This window comes from Ideonella flava, assembly GCF_051857595.1.
In the GTDB taxonomy this organism is placed as follows: domain Bacteria; phylum Pseudomonadota; class Gammaproteobacteria; order Burkholderiales; family Burkholderiaceae_C; genus Ideonella.
The window spans coordinates 367,598-392,970 of sequence record NZ_JBPZHD010000007.1; the positions used below are offsets into that span (position 1 = coordinate 367,598).

23 protein-coding genes are annotated in these 25,373 nt (G+C 72.4%); 9 read left to right on the forward strand and 14 right to left on the reverse strand.

Annotated features, from left to right (window positions below; all coding sequences use genetic code 11):
• Positions 1 to 3 precede the first annotated feature (3 nt).
• Positions 4 to 1,461, reverse strand: a complete 1,458-nt coding sequence (locus tag ACS5PM_RS17535) for a hypothetical protein (RefSeq protein ID WP_439388945.1) — start codon at positions 1,459 to 1,461, stop codon at positions 4 to 6.
• Between the two features lie 176 nt (positions 1,462 to 1,637).
• Here ACS5PM_RS17535 and ACS5PM_RS17540 point away from each other — a divergent pair, with 176 nt between their 5' ends.
• The 4 genes from ACS5PM_RS17540 (at position 1,638) to ACS5PM_RS17555 (ending at position 7,683) form a co-directional block, all read left to right on the forward strand.
• Complete coding sequence (locus tag ACS5PM_RS17540) at positions 1,638 to 3,815, forward strand: putative bifunctional diguanylate cyclase/phosphodiesterase (protein WP_439388946.1); 2,178 nt, start codon at positions 1,638 to 1,640, stop codon at positions 3,813 to 3,815.
• A 108-nt stretch (positions 3,816 to 3,923) separates the two neighbouring features.
• Positions 3,924 to 5,279, forward strand: coding sequence for an MBL fold metallo-hydrolase (locus ACS5PM_RS17545; protein ID WP_439388947.1), 1,356 nt, complete (start codon positions 3,924 to 3,926; stop codon positions 5,277 to 5,279).
• The gene (locus tag ACS5PM_RS17550) at positions 5,276 to 6,793 is read left to right on the forward strand and encodes a thymidine phosphorylase family protein (protein WP_439388948.1); all 1,518 of its coding nucleotides are present in this window, start codon (positions 5,276 to 5,278) and stop codon (positions 6,791 to 6,793) included. Before ACS5PM_RS17545 ends, ACS5PM_RS17550 begins: the two co-directional genes overlap by 4 nt.
• Positions 6,790 to 7,683, forward strand: coding sequence for a ribose-phosphate pyrophosphokinase (locus ACS5PM_RS17555; protein ID WP_439388949.1), 894 nt, complete (start codon positions 6,790 to 6,792; stop codon positions 7,681 to 7,683). Before ACS5PM_RS17550 ends, ACS5PM_RS17555 begins: the two co-directional genes overlap by 4 nt.
• 72 nt (positions 7,684 to 7,755) lie before the next feature.
• Here ACS5PM_RS17555 and ACS5PM_RS17560 read toward each other — a convergent pair whose 3' ends face one another.
• Complete coding sequence (locus tag ACS5PM_RS17560; RefSeq protein WP_439388950.1) at positions 7,756 to 8,256, reverse strand: Rossmann-fold NAD(P)-binding domain-containing protein; 501 nt, start codon at positions 8,254 to 8,256, stop codon at positions 7,756 to 7,758.
• Positions 8,257 to 8,489: 233 nt separating this feature from the next.
• Here ACS5PM_RS17560 and ACS5PM_RS17565 point away from each other — a divergent pair, with 233 nt between their 5' ends.
• The 4 genes from ACS5PM_RS17565 to ACS5PM_RS17580 all read left to right on the forward strand — a co-directional run bounded on the left by ACS5PM_RS17565 (position 8,490) and on the right by ACS5PM_RS17580 (position 11,038).
• Complete coding sequence (locus ACS5PM_RS17565; protein WP_439388951.1) at positions 8,490 to 9,260, forward strand: Crp/Fnr family transcriptional regulator; 771 nt, start codon at positions 8,490 to 8,492, stop codon at positions 9,258 to 9,260.
• Positions 9,261 to 9,340: 80 nt separating this feature from the next.
• Positions 9,341 to 9,955, forward strand: coding sequence for a methyltransferase family protein (locus tag ACS5PM_RS17570; protein ID WP_439388952.1), 615 nt, complete (start codon positions 9,341 to 9,343; stop codon positions 9,953 to 9,955).
• Between the two features lie 61 nt (positions 9,956 to 10,016).
• Positions 10,017 to 10,487 carry an MOSC domain-containing protein gene (locus tag ACS5PM_RS17575; protein ID WP_439388953.1) on the forward strand — a complete coding sequence of 157 codons (471 nt, stop codon included), beginning with the start codon at positions 10,017 to 10,019 and terminating at the stop codon, positions 10,485 to 10,487.
• A complete protein-coding gene (locus tag ACS5PM_RS17580; protein WP_439388954.1) occupies positions 10,484 to 11,038 on the forward strand; it encodes a GAF domain-containing protein in 555 nt (184 codons plus the stop codon). The genes ACS5PM_RS17575 and ACS5PM_RS17580 overlap by 4 nt, the downstream gene beginning before the upstream one ends.
• Before the next feature lie 6 nt (positions 11,039 to 11,044).
• On the opposite strand, the gene ACS5PM_RS17585 is transcribed toward ACS5PM_RS17580, so the two are convergent.
• Both ACS5PM_RS17585 and ACS5PM_RS17590 read right to left on the reverse strand, forming a co-directional pair.
• Positions 11,045 to 13,144, reverse strand: coding sequence for an ATP-binding protein (locus tag ACS5PM_RS17585; protein ID WP_439388955.1), 2,100 nt, complete (start codon positions 13,142 to 13,144; stop codon positions 11,045 to 11,047).
• 8 nt (positions 13,145 to 13,152) lie between these two features.
• The gene (locus tag ACS5PM_RS17590) at positions 13,153 to 13,887 is read right to left on the reverse strand and encodes a response regulator (protein WP_439388956.1); all 735 of its coding nucleotides are present in this window, start codon (positions 13,885 to 13,887) and stop codon (positions 13,153 to 13,155) included.
• A gap of 98 nt (positions 13,888 to 13,985) precedes the next feature.
• Here ACS5PM_RS17590 and ACS5PM_RS17595 point away from each other — a divergent pair, with 98 nt between their 5' ends.
• Positions 13,986 to 15,251: an MgtC/SapB family protein gene (locus ACS5PM_RS17595; protein WP_439388957.1), complete on the forward strand. Its 1,266-nt coding sequence runs from the start codon at positions 13,986 to 13,988 to the stop codon at positions 15,249 to 15,251.
• A gap of 191 nt (positions 15,252 to 15,442) precedes the next feature.
• On the opposite strand, the gene ACS5PM_RS17600 is transcribed toward ACS5PM_RS17595, so the two are convergent.
• The 10 genes from ACS5PM_RS17600 to ACS5PM_RS17645 form a co-directional block, all read right to left on the reverse strand.
• A complete protein-coding gene (locus ACS5PM_RS17600) occupies positions 15,443 to 15,793 on the reverse strand; it encodes a TraR/DksA family transcriptional regulator (RefSeq protein WP_439388958.1) in 351 nt (116 codons plus the stop codon).
• Positions 15,794 to 15,885: 92 nt separating this feature from the next.
• Complete coding sequence (locus ACS5PM_RS17605) at positions 15,886 to 16,872, reverse strand: zinc-dependent alcohol dehydrogenase family protein (RefSeq protein ID WP_439388959.1); 987 nt, start codon at positions 16,870 to 16,872, stop codon at positions 15,886 to 15,888.
• 35 nt (positions 16,873 to 16,907) lie between these two features.
• Positions 16,908 to 18,116 (reverse strand): efflux RND transporter periplasmic adaptor subunit, encoded by a 1,209-nt coding sequence (locus ACS5PM_RS17610; protein WP_439388960.1) that lies wholly within the window; start codon positions 18,114 to 18,116, stop codon positions 16,908 to 16,910.
• 2 nt (positions 18,117 to 18,118) lie between these two features.
• Positions 18,119 to 20,488 (reverse strand): ABC transporter permease, encoded by a 2,370-nt coding sequence (locus ACS5PM_RS17615; RefSeq protein ID WP_439388961.1) that lies wholly within the window; start codon positions 20,486 to 20,488, stop codon positions 18,119 to 18,121.
• 7 nt (positions 20,489 to 20,495) lie between these two features.
• Positions 20,496 to 21,194, reverse strand: coding sequence for an ABC transporter ATP-binding protein (locus tag ACS5PM_RS17620; RefSeq protein ID WP_439388962.1), 699 nt, complete (start codon positions 21,192 to 21,194; stop codon positions 20,496 to 20,498).
• A 103-nt stretch (positions 21,195 to 21,297) separates the two neighbouring features.
• Positions 21,298 to 21,495, reverse strand: a complete 198-nt coding sequence (locus ACS5PM_RS17625) for a hypothetical protein (protein WP_439388963.1) — start codon at positions 21,493 to 21,495, stop codon at positions 21,298 to 21,300.
• Positions 21,496 to 21,564: 69 nt separating this feature from the next.
• Positions 21,565 to 21,891 (reverse strand): YqjK family protein, encoded by a 327-nt coding sequence (locus ACS5PM_RS17630; RefSeq protein ID WP_439388964.1) that lies wholly within the window; start codon positions 21,889 to 21,891, stop codon positions 21,565 to 21,567.
• A complete protein-coding gene (locus ACS5PM_RS17635; protein ID WP_439388965.1) occupies positions 21,888 to 22,271 on the reverse strand; it encodes a phage holin family protein in 384 nt (127 codons plus the stop codon). The genes ACS5PM_RS17630 and ACS5PM_RS17635 overlap by 4 nt, the downstream gene beginning before the upstream one ends.
• A gap of 11 nt (positions 22,272 to 22,282) precedes the next feature.
• On the reverse strand, positions 22,283 to 22,591 hold the full coding sequence (locus ACS5PM_RS17640; RefSeq protein ID WP_439388966.1) for an ElaB/YgaM/YqjD family protein: 309 nt from the start codon (positions 22,589 to 22,591) through the stop codon (positions 22,283 to 22,285).
• Positions 22,592 to 22,659: 68 nt separating this feature from the next.
• Entirely contained in the window at positions 22,660 to 25,356 is a 2,697-nt protein-coding gene (locus ACS5PM_RS17645) for a bifunctional acetate--CoA ligase family protein/GNAT family N-acetyltransferase (RefSeq protein ID WP_439388967.1), read from the reverse strand.
• Between the last annotated feature and the right edge of the window lie 17 nt (positions 25,357 to 25,373).

Consider the following 25,373-nt stretch of genomic DNA (forward strand, 5'->3'; position numbering starts at 1 on the left):
CGCTCAGCGCGTGGCGGCCTGCCCCGGCGTCGTCTGGCCGAACTTGCCGCCGATGTAGCCGAGCTGGCTCACGCCCATCAGTGCCACCAGCGTCCACGGGATGTCCCAGAGCAGCCCGGCGATGATGCTCTTGGCGATGAACATGATGATGATGATCACCGTCCAGAACAGCATCTGCAGCCGCGACAGCGACAGCGTCTTGCCCTCCGCCGCGTCACCCTCGGCGGTGAGCATCTCGACCAGCCGCTGGCGCAGCGAGACATGGCCTTCGTCCGGATCCGGCAGCTGCTCGATCCTGGCCTGCAGCAGCGCCACCGCCTGCTGCAGCGCATCCACGGCGGCCTGGGCCTTGGCCGGGTCGAGGGCACCCGCCACGGGCGCGGCCATCACCGGCACCAGGGCCGCCACCAGCGCGTCGGATTCGACGGCGAGCCCGCGGCTCATGGAGCGCGTCCTGACGGCCGCTTCCAGGCGCGACAGGGCCAGCTTGGCGGTGGCGAGCTCGGCCGCACCGGCGGCCGTGGCGGCCAGCGACTCGCGGATGCCGGCCAGCTGGCGCGTCAGGGCCTCCTTGGCGTTCTGGCTCAGCACGGCGCTCGCCCCGGCCGTGAGCAGGCTGGTGCCCATCAGTGTGATCAGCGACTCCGGGATGCTCGCCGCGTCGAAGGCCGCGAAGAGCTGGTAGAGCACCATGAAGCCCACCGCGCAGGTCCACAGCCCCATCTGGAAAAGCGACAGCGAGAACGCGTGGTCGACCACGAAGAAACTGCGAAACCGCGCGTAGCCGAGGCCCGGCGCCTTCGAGGCCAGCCGCACGCCGAGCCAGGTCAGGCCGATGAAGGCGAGCAGCACCGCCAGCGCGTAGGCGGTGGCCTTCCAGGCGTTGCCGAGGTAGATGTGAGGCACCGAGGCGAAGATCTGGCACTCGCCGTTGCAGCCGGCTTCGGTCCAGCTCAGCACCGGCTGGACGCGCGCGACCGACTTCATCCCGGGCACCGAGCAGTCGTGCCGGACCGGGCCGCTGCCCGGGGCAGCGTTCGCCGCCGGCCCGTGCGGCTTGAGCATGAACAGCAACCAGGTGCCGACGTGTTGCGCATCCTGCCCGTCGCTGTCCGCCCCACCCACCCAGATTTGCCGCCGGGCGATGTTGACCGGCACGACGTCGCAGTACAGCGCCTGGCGGTAGGCGCCGTCGGCGTAGTACAGGCGCAGGATCGGCTGGGTGTCGGGCGAGATGTCGCGGGTGACGAAGATGCGCATCGGCCAGCTGTCGAGCTGCACCCGCGGCGCGTAGAGCTGGCCGGGGGGCTGGCTGGCCGCCGCCTCGGCCGCCGGCGCCGCCTGCGCGGCTGCAGGCGCCGAGGCTGCCGAGGCCGTCGGCGCGGGCGAGGCCGGCTGGGCCCGCGCGCCGAAGGCCAGCAGCAGCAACCCGAGAATCCGCAGCCCTTGCCTCAGCTCCATCGCCCACCTCCACATGGTCCGGCCAGAAGAGGGCGAGTGTGCCGCCGGTGAGGCCGGGGGCGGACCCTTTTCATTGGGGATGTGGCAGCAGGTCGCGAACGCCAGGCTCAGGATGGACCACCGTTGGCCGATAGTGTTCCGAAGGGCCGTGACGGCTCGCCTGTTCCTGGAACCGCATGCCGTTCGCCCCCAGCCGCTACGACCCCTGGACCGTCGCCGCGTCCCTCCTCATCGCCAGCTTCGCGTCGTACGTGGCGCTGGACCTCGCCCGGCGGGTGCGCACCCCCGACCGGCTCGTCGCCCTGTCCTGGTGGGTCGCAGGCTCGATCGCCATGGGCACCGGTATCTGGGCGATGCACTTCGTCGGCATGCTGGGCTTCTCGCTTCCAGTGCCGCTGGGCTACACGGCGGGATGGACCTTCACCTCGTGGCTCGCCGGCGTCCTGGTCTGCGGCGTCGCGCTGGGCGTCGCCAGCCGCGGGCGCCTGACCGCGGTGCGACTGGTCGCGGGCTCGCTGGCCATGGGGGCGGGCATCTGCGCCATGCACTACACCGGCATGGCGGCGCTCGACATGTCGCCCGCCATCGTGTGGGACCCGGCGCTCGTCGCCCTTTCGGCCGGCGTCGCGGTCGGCGCCTCGGCCGCCTCGTTGCTCATCTTCTTCTTCCTGCGCCGGCTCGAGCACCAGCGAAGCCTCTCGGTCCAGGTCGCTGCCTCGGTCGTGATGGGCATGGCCGTCAGCGGCATGCACTACACCGGCATGGCTGCGGCGTCCTTCCCGACGGGCTCGGTGTGCCTCAGCGCGTCGGGCCTGTCCGGGTCCCGCCTGGGCACGCTGCTGATGCTGGCGTCGGTCGGACTGCTGACGATGACGTGGCTGGTGTCCATCCTCGACGCCCGCCTGCAGGGCCGTGCGCTGGCACTGGCCGAGTCGCTGCGCCTGGCCAATGCGCAGCTGCAAGTCGCCAACGAGGAGCTGCGCCGCCGTGCCTTCGTGGATCCGCTGACCGAGCTGCCCAACCGGGTGCTGTTCGAGGACCGCCTGGCCCAGGCCGTGGCCCGCACCGAGCGCAGCCACGAGCGAATGGCCGAGCGCCATCACGAAAGGCTCGCCGTCCTGTTCATCGACCTGGACGGCTTCAAGCCCGTCAACGATTCCTACGGCCATGGCGTGGGCGATGTGGTGCTGAAAGAGGCCGCGGACCGCCTGCGCCGCAACGCGCGCGAGAGCGACACCGTGGCGCGCGTCGGCGGCGACGAGTTCCTGCTGCTGATGGAGGGCGGCGTCAACGAGGCCGATTGCGCGACGCTCGCCCGCCGGGTGATCGCGGCCCTGCGCCAGCCCTTCGAGCTGCAGGGGCGGCGCATAGAGATCGCCGCCTCGATCGGCATCGCCCTCTATCCTGACCATGGCGCCGGACACAAGCTCATCGGCCGCGCGGATGCGGCGATGTACGCGGCCAAGCACGCCGGCGGCAACACTTTCGTGCTGTTCGAGCCCCACATGGACGCCGATCCGCTGAACCAGCTCAGCCTGCAGGGCGACCTGCGGCATGCCGCCCAGCGCGGCGAGCTGTCCTTGCACTACCAGCCCAAGGTCGACGGCCATCGCGGGCTGATCCACGGCGTGGAGGCGCTGCTGCGCTGGCAGCATCCGCAGCGCGGCGCCATCAGCCCGGCCACCTTCATCCCGCTGGCCGAGCGCTTCGGCCTCATAGGCGCCATCGGCCACTGGGTGATCGAGGAGGCCTGCCGCCAGATGCGCGAGTGGAACGACCGCGGCATGCGCATGCGAGTGGCCATCAACCTGTCGGTCCACCAGTTGCGCGAGGATGACCTCGCCCAGCGAATCTGCCGCGCGCTCGAGCAGCACGGCGTCGACCCGGCCCACCTGCTGTGCGAGATCACCGAATCGGTGGCGATGGAGGACATCGAGGCCACCCAGCGCGCCTTCGAGAGCCTGGCGCGCATCGGCGTGTTCCTGTCGATCGACGACTTCGGCACCGGCTACTCCAGCCTGAGCTACCTGCGCCAGCTGCCGGCGCGCGAGGTCAAGATCGACCGGGGCTTCGTGATGGACCTGGAGCGCAGTGCCGACGCCCGCGCCATCGTCGACGCGGTGGTCCGCCTGGCCCATGCCCTCGGCCTGCGCGTGGTGGCCGAAGGCGTGGAGACGGCGGGCCAGCGCGACATCCTGATGGGCTTCGGCTGCGATGAGCTGCAGGGCTTCCTGTTTGCGCGGCCCATGCCCGCGGCCGAGCTGCTGCAGTGGGCGCTCGGCCGTGCACCCGATGTGCCGCCCGAAGCGATGCCGGACTTCGCCCCGTCGGTGATCGACGAGACCCTGCGCTGAGGCACGCCTGCCGGGGGCTCGCGCCGCCGGTTGACCGCGGTCAACCCGGCCGCCGCCGGGCGGCCTATCGTCGGCTGACTGGCAAGCGCCACCTCCTGGTCGACCGCGATGAAGCTCACCTTTCTCGGTGGAACCGGCACCGTCACCGGTTCGAAATACCTGCTCGAGCACGAGGGCCGGCGGCTGCTCGTCGACTGCGGGCTTTTCCAGGGCCTGAAGCAGCTGCGCCTGCGCAACTGGGACAGCTTTCCGGTGCTGCCCTCGTCGATCGACGCGGTGGTGTTGACGCATGCTCACCTGGACCACAGCGGCTACCTGCCGCGGCTGGTGCGCCAGGGCTTCCGCGGGCGGATCCACGCCACCCCGGGCACGCGTGCGCTTTGCAGCCTGCTGCTGGCCGACTCGGGCCGGCTGCTGGAGGAGGAGGCCGACTACGCGAACCGCCACGGCTTCTCCAAGCACCAGCCCGCGCTGCCCCTTTACACCGAGCAGGCGGCGCGCGAGGCGATGGAGCACTTCTCGACGCGCGACTTCGACCGCGGCTTCGAGCCCATCCCCGGCGTGCGGGTGGTGTACCGCCGGGCCGGCCACCTGCTCGGCGCGGCCAGCGTGCGCGTCGAGTGGGACGGCCGTTCGCTGCTGTTCTCGGGCGACCTCGGGCGCGGCAACGACCTGCTGATGCGGCCGCCCGAGGCGCCCGAGGCGGCCGATTGGGTGGTGATGGAGTCGACCTACGGCGACCGCCCGCACGCCGCGGGCGATGCCATGGTGGCCATCGCCGAGGTGATCAACCGCACTGCCAGTCGCGGCGGCGTGCTGGTCGTGCCGGCCTTCGCCGTCGGCCGCGCCCAGACGCTGATGTGGATCGTCGCCGAGCTGCGCCGCCAGCGGCGCATCGCCAACGTGCCGGTCTACCTCAACAGCCCCATGGCGGCCGAGGCGACGCGGATCTACGTCGACCATCCGGGCGAGCACCGGCTCGGCGCCGGCGAGTGTCAGGTGATGGCGCGCGCTGCTCACATCGTCGACTCGGTGGAGGAGTCCAAGCGCCTGAACCTGCTGAGCGAGCCGGCGGTCATCATCTCGGCCAGCGGCATGGCTTCCGGCGGGCGGGTGCTGCACCACCTGAAGGCCTACGCGCCGGATCCGAAGAACGGCATCCTCTTCGTCGGCTTCCAGGCCGCCGGCACCCGCGGCGCCGCCATGCTGGCCGGTGCGCCGACCGTGAAGATCCACGGCGAGCAGGTGCCGGTGCGGGCCGAGCTGACGCACCTGGACGTTCTTTCGGCCCACGCCGACCGCGACGAGCTGCTGGCCTGGGCCGGCGCGCTGCCGGCCGCCCCCCGCCAGATCTTCGTCACCCATGGCGAGCCGGTGGCCGCCGACGCGCTGCGCCAGGCGATCGAGGAGCGCCACCACTGGCCCTGCACGGTGCCGGAATACCGCGACACGGTGAACCTGTGAGCGAGCTGCCGCTGAAGGCCAGGCGCGCCCGAATCGACACCTACCAGCAGCCGGTGGTCTACATGCGGCGCGACTGTGCTGTCTGCCGGGCCGAAGGCTTCGAGGCCCAGGCGCAGGTGGAGCTGCTGGCCCACGGCCGCCAGGTGCCCGCCCTGCTGCACCGCGTGGACGCGGACTGGCTGGCGCACGACGAGGCGGCGCTTTCCGATGCCGCGTGGAGCCTGCTGGAGGTGGCCGACGGCGACGAGGTGCGCGTGCGCCACGCGACGCCGCTGGATTCTCTGCGCTTCGTGCGCGCCAAGGTCTACGGCCGCAAGCTCGACTACCCGTCGCTGCGCGCGCTGATGGCCGACATCGGCGAGGGCCGGCTGTCGGACCTGCAGCTCGCGGCCTTCGTCACCGCCTGTGCGGGCGGCCGGCTCGACACGGCGGAGACGATCGCGTTGACCCGGGCCATGGTCGACGTCGGCGAGCGCCTGCGCTGGCCGCGCACGCCGGTGATGGACAAGCACTGCGTCGGCGGCCTGCCCGGCAACCGCACGACGCTGATCGTGGTGCCTATCGTCACCGCCTGCGGCGTGACCATGCCCAAGACCTCGTCGCGGGCCATCACCTCGCCGGCCGGCACGGCCGACACGATGGAGACGCTGGCGCCGGTGGCGCTCGACCTGGCCACCATGCGGCGCGTGGTCGAGCGGGAAGGCGGCTGCATCGCCTGGGGCGGCTCGGCGCGCCTGTCGCCGGCCGACGACCTGCTGATCCGCGTCGAGAGGCCGCTGGACCTGGACAGCGAGGCGCAGCTGGTGGCCTCGGTGCTGTCGAAGAAGCTCGCGGTCGGCTCAGAGCGGGTGCTGATCGACATCCCCGTGGGGCCGACGGCCAAGGTGCGCAGCAGCGCGGCGGCGCAATCGCTCGCCGCGAACCTGACCGAGGTCGGGCAGGCGATCGGCCTGCAGGTGCAGGTGGTCGAGACGGACGGCCGGCAGCCCGTGGGCCGAGGCATCGGCCCGGCGCTGGAGGCGCTGGACGTGATGGCCGTGTTGCACCGCGAGGCCGGCGCCCCGCGCGACCTGCGCGAGCGCTCGCTGTTCCTCGCCGGCCGGGTGCTCGAGATGGCCGGTCGCGCGCCTGCCGGCCACGGCCTGTCACTGGCCACCCGCACGCTCGACAGCGGCCTCGCCCTGGCCAAGTTCATCGCCCTGTGCGAGGCGCAGGGCGGCGTGCGCGAGCCGCCACGGGCGCCGCACACGGCAGTCGTGGCGGCAGCATCCGCCGGCCGCATCGGTGCCGTCGACAACCGGCGCCTGGCCCGGGCCGCCAAGCTCGCGGGCGCACCGCGCAACGCTGCCGCGGGCGCGGTCATCCACGTTCGCCTGGGCGATCGGGTCGCCGCCGGCCAGCCTCTTTTCACTTTGCACGCCGGCGCACCGGGCGAGCTTGCCTATGCCCAGGCCTACGTGATCGGCCAGGCGTCGCCCATCGTCGCCATCGATCCGCCGGAGGAATCGGCATGAAGTTGCAATTGATGGCGCTGCCCGGCGCCGAGGATGCCGCCGACCGCCTGGCCACCCGGCTGGGCGCCGCCTATGGCGTGCTGGACCACCGGCGCTTCCCCGATGGCGAGACCTACCTGCGGGTGGCCGGCGACGTGACGGGGCAGGCGGTGGCGGTGGTCGCGGCGCTGCACGAGCCGGATCCGCAGATCCCGGCGCTGCTGTTCCTGGCCGATGCCCTGCGCGAGCTCGGCGCCGCGCGGGTGGGCCTGGTCGCGCCCTACCTGCCCTACATGCGGCAGGACACGCGCTTCCGGCCCGGCGAGGCCGTGACCTCGCGCAGCTTCGCGCGCCTGGTCTCACGCGCCTTCGACTGGCTGGTGACGGTCGACCCGCACCTGCACCGCCACCCCAGCCTGCGGGCCCTGTATGACATCCCGGCACGAGCCGTGGCCAGCGCCCCGGCCATCGCCGACTGGGTGCAGGCATCGGTCGAGCGGCCGGCGCTGATCGGCCCCGATGCCGAGAGCGCGCAATGGGTCGGCGAGGTGGCCCGCCGCGTCCGCTGCCCCTTCGCCGTGCTGAGCAAGCAGCGGCATGGCGACTTCGACATCGACCAGTCCGCGCCCGAACTGGCCGGCTTGCGGGGCCACACGCCGGTGCTGCTGGACGACATCGTCGCCAGCGGCCACACCATGGCCGGGGCGGTGCGGCTGCTGCGGGGCGAGGGCTTCGACGCGCCGGTGTGCGTCGGGGTGCATGCCTTGTTCACGCCGGGCGCCGATTCGCTGCTGGTGGCTGCCGGCGCCGCCCGCATCGTGAGCTGCAACACCGTGGCCCATCCGAGCAACGCCATCGACCTGACGCCGCTGCTGGCGGAGGCGGTGAAGGCACTGACCGTCGGGGAGTGAGGCCTTGCCTTCTACGGAGGACTTCGTGAGGACGACCCGTCGCTCAAGTCCGAGCGGCACGGCCGCGCGGACTCAGGGCACGCTGCCGACGAGCAGCGCCTGCAGCACGTAGACGAGGGTGTCGGCGCCGTCACTCTGGCCGTCGATCATCCTGGCGACGGCGCGATGGCTGGGGCTGTCGCGCGACAGGGCGTCGTAGACGGGCACGCCGGCATGGCGGCGGATCCGGTCGACCATCTGCTGCGTCAGGCCCTGGCACTCGATGGCGTTGTACAGGCGCCCGAGCATGCGGGCGGTCTGCGGCAGGGAGGCATCGTTGCCCAGGCCGGCCACGCTGGGGCGGATCCGCACCACGTGCGCGCCGAGCGCCTTGGCGGCGTCCTCGAACAAGGCGGCGTCGGGGGCGTCGTCCGCTTCGCAGATCAGGCCCAGGTTCTTGCCCTGCAACGGCCGGGCCGTCTGGCCGGCCTGGGCCGCCTGCTTGAACGCCAGGGCGGTCGCGGCCAGGGCGCGGCGCTGGCTGTCGGACAGGCGGTCGGCGTTGTCGTGGAAATCGAAGGGCAAGGTCGGCATCAGGGTCCGCAAGGTCCGAAACTGACCTTCTGCAGGGGTGATGCAAGGCTACCTGCCCGAGATGCGGGAGCTTTGACCCGCATCAACGGCTGGGCCGGCCGATTGTGCTGATACACGGCCGTCACCGAGCGTTGACCGAGTGTTACCGAGCGACTCGCGCCGTTGGCACGCCGTTGCAGGCCGGTTTCTACAGTGGCTTCACCGACGAAAGACAGACCCCTCAGGAGCCCACCATGCTGAACCCCGCCGTCTCCCAAGCCGCTGCGCCCATGACCGCTGCCGCCCGCAGCGCGCGTGCCGCCGAGTTCCAGACCGCCGGCCAGGAGATCGCCGAGGTCCTGCGGCTGATCCAGGAGCAGCTCCAGCCCCAGCGCCGCATCGTCCGCGCCGGCGAGACCCTCTACCAGGCGGGCGAGCGCTTCGGCAACCTGTACGTCCTGAACTCCGGCCTGTTCAAGCTCATCAACCTGTCTTCCGACGGACGCGAGCAGGTGGTGGCCCTGAAGTTCCGCGGCGACTGGCTGGGCTTCGACGGCATCGCCGCCGGTCAATACGCCTGCGACGCGGTGGCCATGGACACCGGCGAAGTCTGGGTCATGCGCTACGACGCCGTGCTCGCCGCCTGCGCCCTGCGCCCGGCGCTGCTGCGCGTGCTGCACGAGGCCATGAGCCGCGAGATCGGCCGCGACCGCGATTCGCTGATGTCCGTCTGCTCGCTGCCCGCTGACGCCCGCGTGGCCGATTTCCTGCGGTACTGGGCCGAGTCGCTCGCCAAGCGCGGCCTGCGCACCGACCAGATCACCCTGCGCATGACCCGTGCCGAGATCGGCAACTACCTCGGCATGACGCTGGAAACGGTCAGCCGCTCCCTCTCCCGCCTGGCCCGCCAGCAGCTCATCTGCTTCACCGAAAAGGGCCGTCGCGACGTGCACATTCCCGACGTCATGGCGCTGGTCAGCTTCGTGCAGAGCGCCGTGGCGCCGGCGCCTGCGACCCTGCAGTAAGACGAGCCGCGCCCGAGGGGCGCAGCGCTTCGGGCCGGTGCCCGACCGGCAGCGGGGATGTCCGGCAAACTGGACCCGCCATGCCGGACCTCGTCTACCGCCAGCTCATTCACGCGATGTGGCTTGCCTGGGTGCTGTACTGGTGCGTGTCCGCCGTGGGGATGAAAGCCACCGAGCGGCGGGAGCCGCTGGGCTCGCGGCTGCTTCACGTCGTCCCGCTGCTCGTGGCCTTGTGGTTGCTGGGCGCCCGGCGCGTCCCGGGCCGGTGGCTGAACGAGCGCCTGTTCGCCTGGGCCGCCTGGGAGTTCTGGCTGGCGGCGCTCCTGACAGCGGCGGGGCTGGCCTTCACGGTTTGGGCGCGGGTGCACATCGGCCGCAACTGGAGCGGCACGGTCACGCTGAAGCAAGGGCATGAACTCGTGGTGAGCGGCCCCTACGCCCTGGTGCGCCACCCCATCTACACCGGCTTGCTGCTCGCCCTCGTCGGGTCCGCGCTGGCACGAGGGGAGTGGCGCGGCCTGCTGGCGGTGGCCATTGCTTGGGCGGCGCTGCGGCGCAAGCTCCGACTGGAGGAGGCCTGGATGGTCGAGGCCTTCGGCGAGCGGTATGAAACCTACCGGCGCCGCGTGCCGGCCTTGATTCCGTTCACCCTCGCGAAGCGGGCGAGCGTCGAGAAGGAAGGTCGCCGGCCGTGAACCCTTCGTCGCCGGGGCCTGGCGGTTGGCGAGAATGGTCGCCTTCCAGGAAGGCCAGCCCATGAAAGTCGAACGCATCTTCACGTCGCCCCGCTGCGGCGACGCCCAGGTCGAGCAGGAGTTCGTCCGCGTCGTCGCCGGCTCGGGCATCGAGGGGGACCGCTATTTCGGCCGCCACGACGAACCGGGCCAGAACCTGACCCTGATCGAGATCGAGCGGGTAGAGGCCTTCCTGCAGGAGCAGCAGCGGGCCATGGATCTGTCCGTGACGCATCGCAACCTCCTGACGCGCGGGGTCCGGCTCAACGAGCTGGTGGGCGTCGAGTTCGAGGTGGGAGGGGTCCTGCTGCGAGGCGTCGACCTGTGCGAGCCTTGCCTGGGCCTCGGGGGTGCGCTCGCGTCGGCCACTCTCACCGCCGCCGATGTGGTGAAGCGCTTCGTGCACCGCGGCGGGCTGCGGGCCGATGTCCTTTCCGGCGGCGTCATAGAGCGTGGAGCGGCCGTCAGCCCGAAGGGGCGAGTGCAGACGTGACGAGTGCCCCGAAGTTCCACTTCCTGCTGCGCGACCTGGCCCATGAACTGGAGGCCGAGCGCATGACCGAGCTCGAGGCGGCGGGCCGGGTGGCCCAGCACATCCAGCAGACGCTGGCCTGCATGCACGTGACCTTCTGGAGTGTCTCGGGCGAACCCGGCCGGCGCGTCATGCGCAGCGTCGCGGCCTATGACGGCGGCAGCCAGCGCATCGTGCGGGGCGCCGCGGCCTTCCCCGAGTCCGGCGGCGGGTTCTTCGGCGCGCTCGTCGGGCAGGGCCGCTATGTCTGCGAGGACACCTTCGCCGATCCAGCGCTGCAAGGGGTCAAGGAAACGATGCTGGTGCCGTTCAACATCCGGGCCCTGCTGGCGGCCTCGTACGGCGATCGCGGCGAAGTGTGGGGCCTCATCAGCTGCACGAGCGCCGTCATTCGCCGCTGGAACACGGCGGAGGTCGCGGCGCTGCGCAAGTGCGCGGCCGAGGTCTCGGCCTTGCGTGCCCGGCGGCGAGCGCTGGGCAACTGGCTGGCGACCGGCAGCCTGCTCGAGTAGAGCGTCTCAGCCGGCGGCCGGCGAAGACAGCAGCCGCGCCATCGCCCGAGCCAGCTCGGCCCGGCTGTAGGGCTTGCGCAGCAGCTCCCAGCTGGCCGGCGAGTCGCGGTCGGCCTCGATCAGCTCGGCCGAGAAGCCCGACATCAGCAGGATGGCCAGCCGCGGGAAGCGCCGCTGGGCTTCAGCCGCCAGCTCGGTGCCGCGCATTCCGGGGCCGAGGGCGATGTCGGTCAGCAGCAGGTCGTAGCTGGCTTCGGGGCCCAGCAACAGCAGGGCCTGCTCCGCGCTCGCGGCGCTGGTGACCTGGCAGCCGAGTGCGTCGAGAAAGGCCTGCACGACCTTGCGCACCTCGGTGTCGTCCTCGACCAGCAGCACCTTCAGCCCGCGCGGCAGGTCCGCCTCGGCTCGCTCCTCGCCCGTGGCGCCCACCGAATCGGCCCAGGGCTGCGGGATGAAAAGGGACACCGTGGTCCCGGCGCCGGGCGAGCTGTCGATGTGGATGGCGCCCCTGGATTGCTTGACGAAGCCGTAGACCGTGGACAGGCCCAGGCCGGTGCCGCGGCCGGCGCCCTTGGTGGTGAAGAAGGGCTCGAACACCCGTTCCTTGACCTCCTCGGGCATGCCGCAGCCGGTGTCGGCGATGGAGATGGCGACGAAGTGCTCCTCCCGGGCGCTGGGATCGTCCAGCTCGCGGCGCAGGCCCGGCGGCAGGCGGTCGACCGCCTCGCAGCGGAAGCTCAGGCGCCCGCCTTCGGGCATCGCATCGCGGGCATTGATGGCGATGTTGAGCAGCGCCGATTCCAGCTGGCCCGGGTCCGCCATGGCCGGAGGGCAGCCGGCGGCGGTGTCGGCCTGGATCACGATGCGCTGGTCCAGGGTGCGCCGGAGCATGTCGGCCAGCGAGCCGATCATCGCGCTGACGTCGACCTGCGTCGGCTGCAGAACCTGCCGGCGCGAGAAGGCCAGCAGCTTGCTCGTCAGCTCGGCGGCGCGGCGAGTGGCGCGCATGGCTGCATCCACCAGCTGCTGCCCATACGCATCCTCGACGACGGCGGGCCGCTCCTCGAGCACCTGCAGGTTGCCCTGGATGACGGTGAGCAGGTTGTTGAAGTCGTGCGCGATGCCTCCGGTGAGCTGGCCCACGCTTTCCAGCCGCTGGGCGTGGTTGAGCGCCTCTTCCGAATGGGCACGCTGAAGGCTGGTGGCGAGCAGGTTGGCCAGCGATTCGAGGAAGCGCTTCTCCTCGTCACCGAAGCGCTGTGCGGTGCGCGAGCGGGCCGTCAGCGCGCCTATGGTGCGGCCGCGGTCGAACAGCGGCACGGCCACTGCGCTCACCAGGCCGGCCTCGATGTAGCGCTGCGGGACGACGTAGCGCTGCTCGCTGCGGTAGTCGTCGATCACCACCGGCACGCCGCCGTGGACGACGAAGCCGGGAGGCGTGTCGGGCCGGTTGGGGATCTTGTCGCCGAGCTGCTCGCCGGGCATGCCGCCCGCGACGCCGGCGACGCGGAAGGCCTGCCGGTCCTCGTCGAGCAGGAAGACCACCGACACCTCGACCTGCAGCGCCTGCGCCGCGATCGCCGGGACCTGCTCCAGCAACACTTGCGGGTCGCGCGTGTCCACCGCCAGCCGGCCGAGCTGCGCCAGGTGCTCGCTGTAGCGGGCGCGTTGCAGCGCCTGCTTGACGCGGGGGTAGGCGCTGATGTCGCGGATGGCCGCCACCGTGAAGGGCAGGCCCTGCGATTGCAGAGGGCTCAGCGCGATCTCGACCAGCACCTCGCTGCCATCCTTGCGCTTGGCGACGAGGTCCATGTTGTTGCCCATCGGGCGCGAGCGCGGCGCCTTGCCATAAGCCTCGCGGTAGGACGCATGGCGCGGGCGGATGCTGTCGGGCACCAGGGCGTCGACGCCCATGCGGGTGAGCTCTTCGATGCTGTAGCCCAGCAGGCCGCTGGCCCCCGGGTTGGCCATGACGATCTGGCCGGACTGGTCGACCAGCAGCAGCGCATCCGGGTTGGCCAGGAACAGCGAGCGGAAGACCGCCCGCTCCTCGATGCCGCTGGGCAGCGCCGGCGCCGGCACGTCAGGCAAGGGCGGCGGCGTCATCGGCATCCTCAGGCGTTGGTGACGGGCGGGACGAAGATGTAGCCGGCCCCGCGCACGGACTTGATGATCTGCGGATTCTCGGCGTCGGGCTCGAGCTTCTTGCGCAGCCGGCCCACCTGCACGTCTATCGTGCGGTCGAAGGGCCCGGCCTCGCGGCCGCGCGTGTTCTCGAGCAGGAAGTCGCGGGACAGCACCCGGCCGGCGTGGCGGGCGAAGGCCAGCAGCAGGTCGAATTCGCCGGTGGTCAGCGCCACGTCCTGGCCGTCCGGCGAGACCAGCCGGCGGGCCGCGACGTCCAGCGTCCAGCCGATGAAGCGGAGCTGGTCGCGCGAGGCGGCAACCGGGGCCGCGGCGGCCGGCGCAGGCTCGGCCGGCGCGATGCGGCGCAGGACGGCCTTGATGCGCGCCAGCAGCTCGCGCAGGTCGAAAGGCTTGGTCACGTAGTCGTCGGCGCCCACTTCGAGCCCCACGACCTTGTCGATCGCATCGCCGCGGCCGGTGACGATGACCAGGCCGCAGCGGTGGTGCTCGCGCAGCTGGCGGGCGATGGAGAAGCCATCCTCGCCCGGCAGGCCGAGGTCCAGCAGGACCAGCGCCGGCACGTCGGCGGCCATCAGGGCCATCAGTGCCGGGCCGTTGTGCACGGCGCTGACCCGGAAGCCCTGGCTCTGGAGGTAACCCGACAGCAGCGTGGTGATGTCGGGCTCGTCGTCGAGGACGGCGATGTGCTGGGCAGTCGACACGGCAGCCAAGGCAGGACCCGGAGTGGCGGAGGCCGCAAAGCGTAGCAGCTTTGATGCGGCACCAGTCTGTCGGCAGCGGGCCACGGCATCATGCGCCGATGCTTGACGTCCAGCTGCCTCCCGCCGCGTCCGGCCTCGCCGCCGCCCTGGTGGCAGGCCTGCTGATCGGGCTGGAGCGCGGCTGGAGCGCGCGCGACCGGGCGGAAGGGGCGCGCGTGGCGGGGCTGCGCACCTTCTCGCTGATCGGGCTGACCGGAGGCGTGCTGGCCAGCCTGCCCGAGGCGCTCGGTGGGCTGCCGCTGGCGGGCGGCGCCGTCGGCCTGTCCCTCCTGCTCGCAGTGTCTTATCGGGAATCCGTGCGCGCCGAGCGCGACCTCAGCGCCACCTCCGCCGTGGCGGCGCTGCTGACCTACGCACTCGGCGCGTTGGCCGCCTCCGGCCACGCGTTGCCGGCACTGGCGGCGGCAGTGGTGGCGGCTGTGCTGCTGGACTACAAGTCCACGCTGCACGGCTGGCTGCGACTGGTCGAGCAAGGGGAGTTGCGCGCCGGCCTGCAGCTGCTGGTGCTCTCCGTCGTGGTGCTGCCGCTGCTGCCCGACGCCGGCTACGGGCCGGACGGCGTGCTGAACCCGTACAAGCTCTGGTGGGCGGTGGTGCTGCTCGCCGGCCTGTCGCTCGCCGGGCATGCCGCCATGCGCTTCTCGGGCCCGGAGCGCGGCCTGTTGTGGACCGGCGTGCTGGGCGGCCTGGCGAGCTCGACGGCGGCGACGCTGGCCCTGGCTCGCGACGCCCGGCGCGACAGCGCCTTGCTGGCCCCGGCGCTGGCCGGCGCCCTGGCGGCCAGCGGCATGATGTCGGTTCGCATCGTCGTCATCGCGGCCGTGCTCCGGCCGGCGCTTGCGCTGCAAGTGGCGCCGCCCCTGCTGGGAGCCGGGGCCTTGCTCTTCGCCACCGCGGCCTGGCACTGGCGCCGCCGCGGCCGTGCGCCGGCCGCATCCCCGCCCGCCCGGATGGCCCCCTTCGACCTGGGCACCGTACTGGGCTTCGGCGCCCTGCTGGCCGGCGTGGCGCTGGCGGTGGCTTTCGCGAAATCAGCCTTCGGCGACGCCGGCGTGTACGCCATCTCCGCGCTGTCCGGCCTGGTGGACGTGGACCCGGTGGTCGTCTCGCTCGCGCGCCTGCACGCCAGCGACGCGGACGGCGCCGGCGTCCCCGCCACCGGCATCGCCCTGGCCGCCCTCGCCAGCCTGGTCACCAAGACCGCTCTGGCCATCACCGCAGGCAGCGGCCCCTTCGCCCGCCGCCTGGCAGCCGCCTACGCCATCGCCGCCCTCGGCGCCATGGCCCTGTACGCCGCCCGCTAGCGTGCCTGTTCCCCGACGCCCGAGGCGCTCCGCAGGAGCCGCCTCCTACCAGGGCGTGCGCGGATCCGGCTTTGCCGGTCCGCTGCGCGAGCCCCCATGGGGGGCAGCCCCCGGGAGGGGGCGTGGGGGCCAACATTCCTTCCGCTGCGCGAGCCCCCTCGGGGGGCAGGCCCCGGGAGGGGCCGTGGGGGCTAACGTTTCTCTCTCAGCGCCTGGCAGGCCGTGCAGCGGCTGGCCGCCGGCTGGGCGGCGAGTCGGGCCGGGGCTATCGGTTCGGAGCAGTCGGTGCATTCGCCGTAGCGCCCGGCGAGCAGGCGGGCGCGGGCCAGCTCGATCTGGCGCAACTCGGCCAGGTGGCGGCCCATGTCGGCGCTCTCGATCTCGGCCTGCACCTCTTCGTCGGCGCCGTCCTTGAGGTCGGTGACGTCATGGCCGCTCTCTTCGCGCACCTGCTCGGCGGCGATGAGCTGTTCGAGTTGACGGGCACGCTCGTCCAGGCGCTGGCGGACGGCTTCCAGGGAGGGGCTGGTGGCGGCAGACATCGGGGTTCCAAGGCGGCGAGGTGAATATGAACCGATTGTTCGGCCAACCCTCCGCTTTGTGTTGATGCGCCGCAAGGGGGGAAACGAGCGGCTCAGGGCACCAGCACCGCCGCCCCGACGAGCCGGCCTTCGCGCAGGTCCGCCAGCGCCCGGTTGGCCTCGCGCAGCGGATAGGAGGTGGTCTCGATGCGCAGCGGCACGCGCGCCGCGACCGCCAGGAACTCCGCGGCATCGGCGCGCGTGAGGTTGGCCACCGACATCAGCTGCCGCTCCTCCCACAGCAGGCGGTAGGCGAAGGCCGGGATGTCGCTCATGTGGATGCCCCCGCAGACCACGCGGCCGCCCTTGCGCACGGCCTGCAGGGCCAGCGGCACCAGCGCGCCCACCGGCGCGAAGATGATCGCGGCATCCAGCGCTTGCGGAGCCGGCGAGTCGCTGTCGCCCGCCCACACGCAGCCGAGCTCGCGCGCGAAGGCCTGTGCCGTCACGTCGCCCCGGCGCGTGAAGGCGAACACGCGCAGCCCCTCGTGCGTGGCCACCTGGGCGATCAGGTGCGCGGCCGCGCCGAAGCCGTACAGGCCCAGCGTGCGGATGTCCTCGCCGGCCAGGCGCCGGGCGCGCCAGCCGATCAGGCCGGCACACAGCAGCGGCGCCATCCGGACCGGCTCCAGCGGCAGCAGCAGCGGGAGGCAGAAGGCGGCTTCGGCCAGCACGTGGGTGGCGAAGCCGCCGTCGCGGCCGTGGCCGGTGAAGACCGGCGTGTCGCACAGGTTCTCCTGGCCCCCGCGGCAGTAGGGGCAGTGGCCGCAGGTGTGGCCCAGCCACGCCACGCCCGCGCGCTGGCCGAGCCACGCCTGGGCCACGCCTTCGCCGACGCGATCGACGATGCCCACGATCTCGTGGCCCGGCACCAGCGGCAGCTTCGGCAGCGGCAGCTCGCCGTCGACCACGTGCAGGTCGGTCCGGCAGACGGCGCAGGCCTCCACGCGCAGCCGCAGCTCGCCGGGGCCGGGCTCGGGGTCCGGCCGCTCGGTCCATTCGAGCGGCTGGCCGGGGCGGTTCAGGACCATCGCCTGCATGTCGTCTTGCTCCTGTCGATGCCGCGTGGCGGCCGTCAGACCGTGCGGCGGCGCACGCGAGTTCCGTCGCGGACGGCGGCGCTCGGGTAGACGATCACCTCGTCGCCCGGCTTCAGCCCCTGCTGCACCCAGGCTTCGCTGCCATTGCGTGCCGCCAGTGTCACCGGTACCAGTGCCGCGCGGCCGCCGCGAAGGGCGAACACCGCCATGCCGCCGCCCTGGCCATCCGGCCGGGGGAACACCGCGCCCAAGGGCACCTTGACCGCCTGGTCGACCGCCGCGGTGATGATGCGCACACCGACGCGGTAGCCGTCGCCGAGGGCCTGCCAGTGCTCGGGCGGGCTGGTGAGATCGATCAGCACCTCCACGCGCTGTTCCTCCACGCCGAGGGCCGACACCTTGGTGAAGGCCGCCGGCTCGACCAGCCGCACGCGGCCCTCGAGCACACCCGCGCCGCCCCATCGCTCGATGGCCACGCGGTTGCCGGGCAGGGCCTGCAGCGCATCGGTCGTCAGCAGCTCGGCGACCACCTCCAGCCGCCGTGTGTCGCCCAGTTCCAGCAGCGGCGCGCCTATGCCAACCGTGGCCTCGCTGCCCTGGGTCACGCGCAGCACCCGGCCGGCGACCGGCGAGCGGACCTCGAACACCCGTGCCCCGGCGCCGCCCGGGCTGCGCACGGCGCTCAGCGCCGCGCGGGCCTGCTCCACCTCGTGCTCCGCAACGCGCCGCTGGGCCTGTGCCGCGTCGAGCTCCTTCTGCGCCGCCAGGGTGCCCAGCCGGTCGTTGTCCAGCTTGGTCGGCGAGACGAAGCCCTCGAGCGCGAGGCGCTCGTTGCGGGTGAGGTCGTTGCGCGATTGCTCCCAGGCCAGGCGCGCGGCCTCGGCATGCGCCGCGGCGCTGCGGACCTGCGCCAGGGCCATCTCGACGCGTGCCTGCTGTTCGCGCAGCGTGCGGTCGTCCTGCATCGGGGCCAGCACGGGGTTCAGCTGCGCAACGACGGCATCGGCCTGCACCTCATCGCCCTCACGCAAGGAAGGCCGCGAAAGCCGCCCGGCCAGCGGTGCCGAGACGACGTAGCGGTCGCGCAGCCGTGTCTTGCCGTCCTCCTCGATGCTGGTCTCGAAGTGCCCCTGCGAGACGGTCGCGGTCTCGACGTTCAGCGGCCGCGGCGCGAAGGCCCAGGCGAACAGGGCGATGGCACCGGCGGCCCCCGCGCCGAGCAGGATCCAGGTCTTGCGTTGCATCTTCAATCCCGTGTCTTCAGGGCCGCCACCAGGTCGAGCCGGTCGATGCGCCGTCGCACCACCAGTGCGCTGGCGACACCGGCCCCGATGACGGTGAGGGCCGCCCAGGCGGCGTTGGAGGCGCTGACCACCGCCGGGAAGGCGAACTGGTCCGACTGCAGCAGCAGCGTCAGGCCATGGGTGAGCGCGATGCCGAGCGCGATGCCCAGCGGCAGCGCCAGCGCGATGAGGATCGCCAGCTCGCCCAGCAGCAGGGCCGAGACCTCGGCGCGGGTGAAGCCCAGCACGCGCAGGCTGGCCAGCTCCCAGCCGCGCTCGGCCAGCGCGATGCGGGCGTTGTTGTAGACCACCCCGACCGCGATGACGACGGCGAAGGTCGTCATGATGATGCTGCTGATGCGCACGTTGCGGGCGCTGATCTCCTCCATGTTGCGGCGCATCGAGGCCTTGCTGAAGGCGCCCGCCACGCGGGGCATCGCCCGGGTGGCCTCCAGCAGCTCGGCCTCGCGGCCAGGCTCGATCGAGAGCACGTAGCCGCCGCCGAGATCGCCGTCGCCCAGCAGCCGGTTGAGCGTCGGCCGGTCGAGGTAGGCATTCAGGCCCATGGTCTCCTGCACCGTGCCGCCCAGCCGCAGGCTGAAACGGCGCACCTTGCCTTCGAGCACCTCCACCTGCACCGGCTCGCCCACCTCCAGGCCCAGCTTGGTGGCGAGGCGGTCGGTCATCACCAGGCCGCGGCCGTCGAGCAGCACCTGGTGCTGGTCGGCATCGATCACGCGGTACAGCTCGGCGCGCGGCGCGTAGCCGCGGACCGTCACCCGCTCCTGGCGGGGGCCGTTCTGGAAGCGCACCGGGACGAAGCGCGTCGCCTCCACCCCGCGCACCCCGGGCAGCCGCGCCAGTTCCAGCCGGGCGCCGGCATCGACCGCTTCGTCGGCCCACACCGTCACGTCGCCGCGCAGCGAGAGGTTGAACTGGGTGTCGAGGATGGCGTCGATCGCGTCGCGGAAGAAGCCGCCCAGGATCACGATGGCCACCGCCGCCGAGATGCCGGCCACCGACAGGCCGGAGCGCAGGGGCCGGCGCTCCAGCGTGCGGACGATCATCCGCAGCGCCGGACCCATGCGCTGGATGCCCAGCGTCTCCAGCAGGGTGCGGTGGTAGTGGCCGGGCGCGGGCGGGCGCATCGCCTCGGCGGGGGCGAGCCTGACCGTGGCCAGGACGGCGTTGAGCGTGCCCAGCACGGCAGTCGCCACGGTGATCGCCGCGCTCGTCAGCAGCAACCAGGGCGCCACCTGGTGCTCGAAGCGGGGGAAACGGTAGAACTCGGCGTACAGCCCGGTGTAGAAGCTGCCGAGGCGGTCGCCCAGGAGAACCCCCAGCGCCAGCCCGGCGACCACGACCAGCAGCACGAACTTCAGGTAGTGCACGCCAATGGCAAGGTTGGGATAGCCCAGCGCCTTCAAGGCCGCGATCTGCTCGCGCTGGGTCGAGACCAGGCGCGACACCACCACGTTCAGCAAGAAGGCGGCCACGCCGAGGAAGATGGCCGGCAGCGTGATGCCTATCGTGCGCTGGCTCCTGATCTCGTCGTTCAGCATCGAGTTCGAGATCTGCTCTTCGCGGCCATGCGCCTCGCGCCCTCCGTAGGGCCCCAGCACCCGGGCCAGGCCATCCACTGCCGGCGCCTGGGCGGCTGCGGGCGCGAGCTTGACCGCGACGTGGTTGAAGGCGCCGCGCATGTCGTAGGCGGCCGCGAGCGCCTCGTGGTCGACCCAGAAGATGCCGAAGTTGCGCATGTCCGGCATGCCCCAGAGCCCCGCGAAGATGAACTCCGGCGACAGGGCCGTGCCGACGATGCGCAGCGTGCGCTGCCGGCCGTTGACGAGGGCGGTGACGCGCGAGCCGGCCTTCAGGCCACGGGCCTGCGCGAAGGCTTCGGAGACCAGCGCCTCGAGCTCGCCGTCGGCGCGAAGCCCGCTCGCCTCCAGCGGCTTGCCGCTGCTGACGCTCAGGCGGTTCATGCGCGGCGCGGCGCGCGGATCCAGCCCGATCAACTGGCCGATGATCGGGTCGGGCACGCCGGCCAGCGTGACGCGGACGTACTCCTCCAGCGTGGTCTGCACGTCCGCGACGCCCGGGACTGCGCGAAGGTTCTCCGCCACCGCGTTGGGCGCGCGCTTGACGGCCGCGAAGACGTCGGCGAAGCGCCCGTCGGCATAGAAGTCGTCGCGTGCCCGTTCCAGCGAGTCGACGGCCGACAGGCTCGCGATGAAGCCGCCTATGCCGGTGGCCACGACCAGGGCGATCGTGATGGCCTGGCTCCACATCAGGCGCAGGTCGCGCAGCAGCTTGCGGTCCAGGGCCTTCATGTCGTGCTCACCAGGCCAGCTCGGCAGGACTGAGCTTGTGCTCGTTGGCGACCACGCGCTGGATGCGCCCGTCACCGAGGTAGACCACCCGATCGGCCATGGCCGCGATGGCGGCGTTGTGGGTGATCACCACCGCGGTGGTGCCGAGCGTGCGGTTGATGTCGGCGATGGTCTCCAGCACCAGCTTGCCGGTCTGGTAGTCGAGCGCGCCGGTCGGCTCGTCGCACAGCAGCACCTGCGGGCGCTTGACGATGGCGCGCGCGATGGCGACGCGCTGCTGCTCGCCGCCGGAGAGCTGGGCCGGGAAGTGATCCCCCCGCGGCGTGAGGCCCACGCGGGCGATGGCCTCGTCGACCGGCATGGGCGCCTCGACGATGTCGGTCACCAGCGCGATGTTCTCGCGCACGGTGAGGCTGGGGATCAGGTTGTAGAACTGGAAGACGAAGCCGACGTGGCGCCGGCGGTAGGCAGTGAGCGCCGCGTCGCCCGCCGTGCTCAGGTCGACTGCCGCCGAGCCGGCGGGACCGCCATCGAACACCACGCGGCCGGCACTCGGCGTGTCCAGCCCGCCGAGGATGTTCAGCAGCGTCGACTTGCCGCTGCCCGAGGGCCCCAGCAGCACGATGAACTCGCCGCGGGCGATGTCGAGGTCGACATCGCGCAAGGCGACCACCTGCACCTCGCCGCTGCCGTAGACCTTCTGCAATCCTTCGACGCTGAACAGGGCAGGCCCGGTCTCCGACGGGCCGCCCCTAGGAGACTGCTCCCCCTCGGGGGGACCGGCGCCGAAGGCGACGTAGGGGGCCGGCTCAATCGATGGGCGCCCCGCCGGCCCAGCGGGCGGTCCACTCATCCCACCACTCCTGCTGCATCGAGGCCCAGGCCTGCTGCCAGGCGGAGGCGGCCTGCCACTGGGCGGACTGCAGGGCCCACCAGTTCTCGGACACGGCGGTGAACCAGTTCGGCGGGAACGGCAAGGGCGACTCGTGCTCGGCTTGAACGGCCATGGCAACTTCTCCTGGTCGATGGGGAAAAGGACTTCGTGTCGGGGTGGCGGCCGGGCACAAGGCGGCAGCTCATGGCGCGCGGCTCCCGGCGCCCGCGCGATCGGCGGGCCACCAGCGCTGCATGGTCTGCCACAACTGCCAGGCCGTCAACGCATGACCCAACCACCGACGTGTGCCCAAACGTCTCAGGGCGAAAAGGCCTGCGATGCCCGCCAGCAGCCACGCGGGATGGCGCCGCACGCCCGCGGCACCCCGGGCCAGCCAGGCCGCCGGTGACAGGGCCAGGCGCAGCCTGGCGGCATCGTTGTGCAAGCTGCGTCGCTGCTGGGCAGAGCGGGCGACCAGCGCATGGCGGCGCGCCGCCAGCACTCGGGCGCGTTGGGCGGCAGCGCTCAAGCAGTGGCTCCACGGCTCAATCCTTGTTCATCGCGCCGCAACTCGGCGAGCGTGGCCTGCAGCAGCGGCGGCCTCGTGCTGGCCATGCGTTGCCAGCGCCAGGCCGAAGCCCCCGCGGCCGCCAGGAATCCCAGCGCCAGCAGGCCCAGCGCGAGCAGCCGCTGCTCCGGCGGGCACCACATCACTAGCCAGGCCGCCGCCAGGATCACGCCGGCGAAGAGCAGGAACAGCGTCACCATGGCGCCGACCCACAGCCGGGCCAGGCGCAGCCGCTCTTCCTCCAGCTCGACCGTGGCCAGCTCCAGCCGGGTGCGGCCGATCTCGATCACGTCGGCCAGCACCTGCTGCGCCGCGCCGCGCAGGCCGGCAGTCGCGTCCATGGCGGGTCGCGTCAGCGACGCCCGATCAGCACGCCGACCAGCAGGCCGACGGCCGCGGCCACGCCCATCGCGCCGTAGGGGTGTTCATGCACGCTGTGGTCCGCGGCGCGGGCGGCGCGGCGGGCGCGGTAGACGGCGGTCTCCTCGAGCTGGTCGAGCTGGCTGCGCATCTGCTGGACCTGGTCGGTGAACTGGTCGCGCATCGAGTCGAAGGCTTCGTCGCCGCTGCGGGCGGCGCTCTTGAGCAAGCCGTCCGCCTCGTCGATCATGCGACGCAGGCTCTGGGCCAGGCCTTGCTTGTCCAGGGTGGGGGTGTCCATGCCGTTCGTCCTCGGGTGAAGTGGTCATTCCATCCTAGGCAGCGGCACCGCACGGACCTTGACGCGGCTCAAGCCAGCGCGGTTCCGGCCGTCGCGGCCAGCGGCCTGACGTAGCGCAGGACGTCGGCCTCGGCGGCCGGTCCGTCGGCGGTGAAGCCGAGCGAACGGGACAGCTCCCGCATCGCCGAGTTCTCGCGCATCACGAAGCCGACCATCCGCTGCGTGCCGCGTGCCGTCAGGTGGCGGATCAGCGCGTCCATCAGCAGCCGCCCCAGGCCCCGGCCCTTGAGATCGGAGCGCACGATCACCGCGAACTCGGCGTCGACGTTGTCGGGGTCGCACACCGCGCGCGCCACGCCGAGCGTGCGGCGGCGGCCGTCGTCCTCTTCGAGCTCGGCGATGAAGGCCATCTCGCGCTCGTAGTCGATCTGCGTCAGGCGGGCCAGTTCGCTGCGCGGCAGTTCGCGCCGGCTGCTGAAGAAGCGCAGCCGCAGGTCCTCGGGCGTCAGCTGCTCGACGAACTCGCGGTGCTGCGGCCCGTCCTCGGGGCGGATGGGGCGCAGGGTGATTTCGCGGCCCTGCCAGTCCACGCGCTGCACCAGCTCGGCCGGGTAGGGCGCGATGGCGAAGTGCGAGGCGCCGGCGCCGCCAGCCCCGGGCGCCGACAGCAGCACGCGCGCATCGAGGGCCAGCACGCCTTCGGCATCGGCCCACAGGGGATTGATGTCGAGCTCGGCCAGCTCCGGCCAGTCGGCCAGCAGCTGCGACAGGGCGATCAGCACGTCGGCGATGGCGTCGAGCTTCGCCGGCGCATGGTCGCGGTAGCCGGCCAGCAGGCGGGACACGCGGGTCCGCGAGACGAGCTCGCGGGCCAGCACGCGGTTCAGCGGCGGCAGGCCGATGGCGCGGTCGGCCAGCACCTCGACGGCGGTGCCTCCGTGGCCGAACAGCAGCACCGGGCCGAAGACCGGGTCCACCGAGGCTCCGACGATGAGCTCCACCGCGTGCGGCCGGGCGGCCATGGGCTGGACGCTGAAGCCGGTCAGCCCGGCCTCGGGCCGCTGCTCGCGCACGCGGGCCCGCATGCGGTCGGCGGCCTGGCGCAGGGCGCTCTCGTCGCGCAGGTCCAGGGCCACGCCGCCGACATCCGACTTGTGGCTGATCTGCGGCGAGACGATCTTCAGCGCCACCGGGTAGCCCAGCGCCCGCGCCGCCAGCGCGGCGGCCTCCGCCGTCGGCGCCACCTCCAGCGTGCGCACGGTGGGGATGCCGTAGGCGGCCAGCACGGCCTTGGCCTCGGCTTCGTTCAGCATGCTGCGGCCGGCGGCGCGCACGCCTTCGAACACCGCGCGCACCACGCCGCGATCGGGCGGGCCGTTCTCGCTCGCGGTCGGCGCCTGAAGCAGCAGGGCCTGGTTGCGCTGGTAGGTGGCGAGCATGCCGAAAGCCTTCACGGCCTGCTCGGGCGTCTGGTAGTCGGCCACGCCGGCGTCCTCGAAGAGGCGGCGGGCCTCGGCCACGGCGCTGTCGCCCAGCCAGCAGGCCATCACGCGGCCGGCGGCCTCGCGCACGATGGGCGCGCAGGCGCGGGCGATGTCGTCGCTGCGGACGATGGCCGTGGGCGCATGGGCGAAGAGGATGGCACCGGTGTCGGGGTCGGCGAGCAGGGCCTGCAGCGTGTCCACATAACGCTTGACCGGTGCGTCACCGATGATGTCGATCGGATTGGCATGCGACCAGGTGGCCGGCAGCACCTCGTCGAGCCTCTCGCGCAGCGCGGGGCCCAGCGAGCGCAGGGGCAGGCCGCTCAGGGCCGCGGCATCGGCCGCCATCACGCCGGCGCCGCCGCCGTTGGTCATCAGGGTCAGGCCGCGGTCGAGCAGGCCGTCGGTGCCGCGCAGGCGCGCCAGCGTCTCGGCCGCGATGAAGAGCTCCTCCAGCGTGTCGACGCGAAGCATGCCGGCACGGCGAATGGCGGCATCGAACACCACGTCCGAGCCGGCCATGGCGCCGGTGTGCGAGGCGGCGGCGGCCACGCCCCCGCCCGCGCGACCTGCCTTGACCACGATGACCGGCTTGTTGCGCGCCGCCGCACGAGCGGCCGACATGAACTTGCGCGGCGCCTCGATGGACTCGATGTACAGCAGGATGGACCGCGTGTTCGCGTCGCTGGCGAGGTGGTCCAGCAGGTCGCCGAAATCGACGTCGCAGCGCTCGCCCAGCGAGACCATGTGCGAGAAGCCGATGCGGCGCGACTTGGCCCAGTCCAGCACCGCGGTCACCAGCGCGCCGGATTGCGACACGAAGGCCACGTCGCCCGCCAGCGCGTCGGTGTGGGCGAAGCTGGCGTTCAGGCCCAGGTGCGGCGAGAGCAGGCCCAGGCAATTGGGGCCGAGCAGTCGCAGGACATGCGGCCGCGCCGCCTCCAGGCAGGCTTGCTTGCGTTCGGCGCCGAGGCCCGCGGTCATGATGATGGCGGCTCGCGTGCCGCGGCGGCCGAGCTCGTCGACGAGCCCGGGCACCGTGTCCGGCGGGGTGCAGACGACGGCCAGGTCGGGCGCCTGCGGCAGGTCGGCCACGCGGGCGAAGACCTCCTGCCCGTCCAGCCGCGCGTGGCCGAGGTTGACCGGCCACACCGGCCCGCGGAAGGCGCCGGCGCGCAGGTTGCGCCAGACAGTGGCGCCCACGCTGCCGGGTCGGTCGGACGCGCCGATCACGGCCACCGAGGTGGGGGACAGCAGCTTGTCGAGATGGCGGATGCTCATCCCGGCGAGCCTAGCCC